5 protein-coding genes are annotated in these 5,045 nt (G+C 70.8%); 2 read left to right on the forward strand and 3 right to left on the reverse strand.

The window, feature by feature from the left end; translation table 11 throughout:
* Together G6026_RS05495 and G6026_RS05500 are read right to left on the reverse strand one after the other, a co-directional pair.
* The coding region (locus G6026_RS05495; RefSeq protein ID WP_182612451.1) for an FUSC family protein at window positions 1–442 on the reverse strand (442 nt) is incomplete at its 3' end.
* A gap of 150 nt (window positions 443–592) precedes the next feature.
* On the reverse strand, window positions 593–1,876 hold the full coding sequence (locus G6026_RS05500; RefSeq protein WP_182612452.1) for an acyl-CoA dehydrogenase family protein: 1,284 nt from the start codon (window positions 1,874–1,876) through the stop codon (window positions 593–595).
* Between the two features lie 155 nt (window positions 1,877–2,031).
* On the opposite strand from G6026_RS05500, the gene G6026_RS05505 reads away from it, so the two are divergent.
* Window positions 2,032–2,991, forward strand: coding sequence for a TIGR03620 family F420-dependent LLM class oxidoreductase (locus G6026_RS05505; protein WP_182612453.1), 960 nt, complete (start codon window positions 2,032–2,034; stop codon window positions 2,989–2,991).
* 17 nt (window positions 2,992–3,008) lie between these two features.
* Here G6026_RS05505 and G6026_RS05510 read toward each other — a convergent pair whose 3' ends face one another.
* Complete coding sequence (locus tag G6026_RS05510) at window positions 3,009–3,545, reverse strand: hypothetical protein (protein WP_194305543.1); 537 nt, start codon at window positions 3,543–3,545, stop codon at window positions 3,009–3,011.
* 103 nt (window positions 3,546–3,648) lie between these two features.
* Here G6026_RS05510 and G6026_RS05515 point away from each other — a divergent pair.
* Window positions 3,649–5,045: MFS transporter (locus tag G6026_RS05515; protein ID WP_182612454.1), on the forward strand; the 1,397-nt coding region annotated here is incomplete at its 3' end.

A 5,045-nucleotide genomic window follows, 5' to 3' on the forward strand; every position in this document is an offset into this window, starting at 1 on the left:
GGGGATGGTGGGGGACCACCGAGGTCAGCACCACGGCCACCGCGCCGCCGATCACCGCGTCCCCGAGCCTGACCCACGGGCCAGTCTCCAGGACGGGCACGAGGACCATGACGACGACCGCCGCGACCGCCGCCTGATTGCTCAGCAGTCCACTCGCCCGGAACGCCACCGCCGCGGTGGTGGCCGCGAGCACCGCCACCGTGAGCTGCCACGCACCGACACCGAACCACCGCGCCAGGAGTTCGGCGGCCACGATCCCGAGGAGCACGCCCGTGGAGATCTCGAGAGCACGGACGCGCCGCTGCCCTGCAGAGAGCCCGGTCGCGACCACCGCGGCGATCGGCGCGAAGACCGCGTTCTGGGGGCCGAACACCAGCTCGGCGAGGAGAAACGCGAGGCCGGCGGCCGTCGCGGCGAGAAGCAGGGTGGGGGAGTAGCGCACGACCCTCGCCCAGGATGCGGACCCGCGCCTGCGCGCGCCCTCGACCACCCGGGGCCAGTGGGCGGAATTCTCCGACTCGATGCGACACCACCTCCGGCTACCGGCGTGAGTCCACGGTACGGGCGGGCCACGGGGACGTCATCCGGATGCTCAGCGCGAGAGCAGCCCCTTGGCGATGTGCGTCACCTGGATCTCGTTACTACCGGCGTAGATCATCAGCGACTTGGCATCCCTGGCGAGTTGTTCGACCCGGTACTCGGCCATGTACCCGTTGCCTCCGAAGAGCTGCACCGCGTCCATCGCGACCTCGGTCGCCACCTCGGAGGCGTAGAGCTTCATGGCTGACGCCTCTGCCAGGGTGAGGGGCTTTCCGGCCCGGGCGCGCTCGATGGAGTGGAACACCATGTTCTGCACGTTCATCCGCGCCACCTTTATCCGGGCCAGCTTGAGCTGGATCAGCTGGAAGCGCCCGATCTCCTGGCCCCACAGTGTCCGCTCCCGCGAGTAGTCCACGCAGAGTCGATGGCACTCCTGGATGATGCCCAGCGACATGGTCGCCACGCCGATGCGCTCCGCGGTGAAGCTGGACCTGGCGGACTCGCGCCCGTCGCCACCCCGGTGGTCCTCGGTCTCCCCGAGGAGGCGCTCGCGGCCGAGACGGACGTCGTCGAAGAACAGCTCGCCGGTGGGGGAGCTGTGCAGGCCCATCTTCTTGAACGGGGCGCTCTGGGTCAGGCCGTCCATCCCCGTGTCCAGGACGAAGGTCAGGACCGGGCGGTCCCGCTTGGCGGTCGCGGTGGCACCGTCCTCGACACCGGCTGCCGTGCCCTCGTCGAGCTTCGCGTAGACGATCATCACGTCGGCGTGCGGGCCGTTGGTGATGAACGTCTTGTGGCCGTTGAGGATGTAGTCGTCGCCGTCCCTCCGCACGTAGGTCCGCATCCCGCCGAACGCGTCCGACCCCGAATCCGGCTCCGTGATCGCCCACGACGCGACCTTCTCCATGGTGACGATGCCCGGAAGCCAGCGCTTCTTCTGCGCCAACGTCCCGCGCGACATGATGGTCGTGGCGCCCAACCCGATGCTCACCCCGAGCGCGGAGACCAGGCCCATGCACGCTCCCGCGAGTTCGCTGATCACCACCGCCATCAGTGAGTCCTGGCCCTCGAACGCCCCGCCCGAGCCTTCCGACCCGCTCGAGCCCCCCGACCCGCTCGACCCGCCCGACTCCCGTGCCTGCTGCCTGGCGAGCATCTTCTCGACCGCGTCTGCGGCCATCGTGTCGATGCCGAACTCCGCGAACAATGTGCGGATGATCGGGTACGGCGTCATCTCCCCGCTCTCCAGGGCGTCCAGGTTCGGACGGATCTCCTTGTCGATGAAGCCGCGCACGGCCTCTCGGATCATCAGGTCGGTCTCGGACCACTCGAACATCGACGCCTCATCTCCTCGGAGTCCCAGGGCTCTGCTGGAACGTGTTCCGCCTGAAGTCTGGCGCGCCCCCGTCGGGTGGGTCGTGGTTTCGGCGTGAAACGCCTCCCGGGACCTGAGGCACACAGGAGCCCGCACTGTTTGGCACACTCGGGTGCATGAGTGAGTCACCCCACGATGCGACCGACCGGGCTGACCACAACCGGGCCGGCCGCGGCCGGCTGGGGAGGGTCGGGCTGTGGACGGGTTCGCTGGAGGGCGTGCCGCCGGCGGGGATCCCCGACCTGCTCGGCGAACTCGACGACCAGGGATGGGGGTCGCTGTGGTTCGGAGAGGCCGTCGGGCGCGAGGCGTTCACCGCCGCGCAGCTCTACCTGTCGGCCACCAGCCGCATGGCCATCGGCACGGGAATCGCGAACATCTACGGACGGGACGCCTCGGCCGCCGGCGCGGCCGCGCGCACCATCGAGGCCCTGCACCCCGGTCGGTTCGTGCTGGGTCTCGGAGTCTCCCACGCCCCGCTGGTGGAACGGCACCGCGGACACCACTACGGTCGCCCGCTGTCGGCGATGCGCGAGTACCTCGACGCGCTCGACCGGACCCAGCCCATGGCCGCGGGCGAGGACACCATGCCGCCGGTGGTGCTGGCCGCGCTCGGGCCCAGGATGCTCGAGTTGTCCCGGGACCGGACCTCCGGAGCGCACCCGTATCTGACCCTGCCCGAGCACACCGCGCGGGCGCGCGCCATCCTCGGCGGGTCCGGGGATGACGGGCCGGCGCTGGTGGTGGAACACGCTGCGGTGCTCGCCGCAGGTGTAGAGGACGACGACGAGCTGTGGCGGTCGCGGGCCCGGGACCACCTGAACATCTACACGGGACTGCCGAATTACCGGAACTCGTGGACCCGCCAGGGCTTCGACGAGTCCGACTACATCCGCGGCGGCAGCGACCGCCTGCAGGCGGCCTTGGTCACCCGGGGGATCGAGGCCACGCGGGTCCGGGTGCAGGAGCATCTGGACGCGGGCGCGTCCACGGTGCTCGTACAGGTGCTCGGTGAGAACGTCCTGGTCCCGCCGGTCGAGGACTGGCGGCGCGCGTCCGAGGGCCTCCTGGACTGACCGCTCCCGGTCCTCTCTCAGCCCGGGTACGCGACGGTGTCGACGACGATCGGCCCGGCCACGGCCCCCCCGGTGGTGGTGAGGCGGTACTCGACCCGACCCGACCCGGTGGAGATGATCGCGTCGTAGGGGTGCGCGACGGGGTCCGGGACACCGAGGGAGAACCGCGGGTGGGGGATCTGCGCGACCTTCTCCCCGCGCGCGCCGGTGTCCAGGTTGCGCCAGGACAGCGTGGCGGTCAGGGCGCACGGACCCACGCCCGCGACCGCGAAAGCCCAGCTCACACTGGCCGTACCGGGATACCCGTCACCCCGGAGTGAGGTGGACACCGCGCCGGCGCACGCGCCGGTGGGAGATCCGCCCCAGGTGACCAGACGGTCCGGGGCGGGCAGGACCTGGACGACCGCCTCGGCGGAACCCTGGGCGTGCGCCGTGGCCGGGGCCGCGAGGACGGCCGACGAGGCGAGGGCCGTGGCGGCGAGAGACGCGACGATGGTGGCGGGGAGTCGGTGGGCGGACCGCCGGGACCTTCCGGTGATGTTCACACCGGCCATGCTGGCACCGGGTGATGCAGACCACAAGAGCGCGGGGTCGGCAGCGGACGCGGTCGACACCTGTCTGTAGTGTCCGACTACAGGTCTCTGGAAGGACACGGCGATGGGCGGCAGGACTCGGGGCGGGGACGCCGTTCGTGCGGAGCAGGACGGGTTGGTCGTCGTTCTGGCCTTCGGCGGGATCGTCATGTCCCTCACCCAGACTCTGGTGATCCCGCTGCTGGGGATGCTGCCGGCGATCCTCGGCACCTCGGCGGCCAACGCGGCGTGGGTCGTCACCGTGACCCTGCTGGCCGGAGCGGTGGCCGGCCCGGTGATGGGCCGCCTCGGCGACCTCTACCCCAAGAAGAACGTCCTCATCGGTGTCACCGCGGTGATGGTCGTCGGGTCCGTCTTGTGCGCCCTGGCCACCTCGCTGTGGCCGATGCTCGTCGGCCGGGCGCTCCAGGGTGTGGGGATCGGGGTGATCCCGATCGGGATCGCGACGATGCGTGAGGTCCTGCCCGCCGTGCGCCTCGGTCCGGCTATCGCGTTGATGAGCTCCTCGTTGGGGGTCGGTGGCGCGCTCGGGCTCCCGGCGGCGGCCGCCCTCGCGCAGTACGGCTCATGGCAGTGGATGTTCTGGGGCACGGCCGTACTCGGGGTGGGGATCATCGCGATGATGGCGCTGCGCATTCGGTCGGTGCCGGCGGCCAAACCCGACGGCACGCTGGATCCCGTCGGTGCCCTGGGTCTGGCGGTGGGTCTGATCGCGCTCCTGTTGGCGGTGTCCAAGGGCGCGGACTGGGGTTGGGTCTCTCCCGTGACCCTCGGACTGTTCGTCCTGGCCGCCGTCGCGTTCCCCGTGTGGGGGTGGTGGGTCCTACGTCACCCGTCGCCGCTCATCGACCTGCGGGTAGCGGCCCGACGACCGGTCCTGCTGACCAACATCGCCTCGATCCTCGTGGGCATGGGGCTCTACGCGCAGCTGCTCGTGATCCCGCAGATCCTCCAGCTCCCCGTGGCCACCGGGCACGGTCTGGGCCAGTCGATGGTGGCGATGGGACTGTGGATCGCGCCCGGCGGGCTGGCCATGATGGCCGTCTCGCCCGTGAGCGGACGGCTCATCACCACCCGTGGGCCCAAGCCCACGCTCATCCTGGGATCGCTGGTCATCGCGGCCGGGTACGCCTCCGCCCAGTTCCTCATGGGGTCGACGTGGGGCGTCATGATCGCGGCCGTCATCACCAGCTCCGGAGTGGGTCTGGCCTACGGCGCCATGCCCGCCCTCATCATGTCGTCGGTGCCGCACTCCGAGATGGGGTCGGCCAACAGCGTCAACACACTCATGCGCTCGATCGGCACCACCACCGCCGCGGCGGTCCTCGGCGTGATCCTCACGCAGATGTCCGTGGACTTCGGGGGGTTGTTCGTCCCCACCGAGACCGGTTTCCGGGTGGGCCTGCTGCTCGGGTGCGGCGTCGCCCTGGCCGCCGCGGCGGTCGCCGCCGTGATCCCGCC

Origin of the sequence: Dietzia sp. DQ11-38-2 (genome assembly GCF_014145055.1) — a bacterium.
Taxonomy (GTDB): Bacteria; Actinomycetota; Actinomycetes; order Mycobacteriales; family Mycobacteriaceae; genus Dietzia.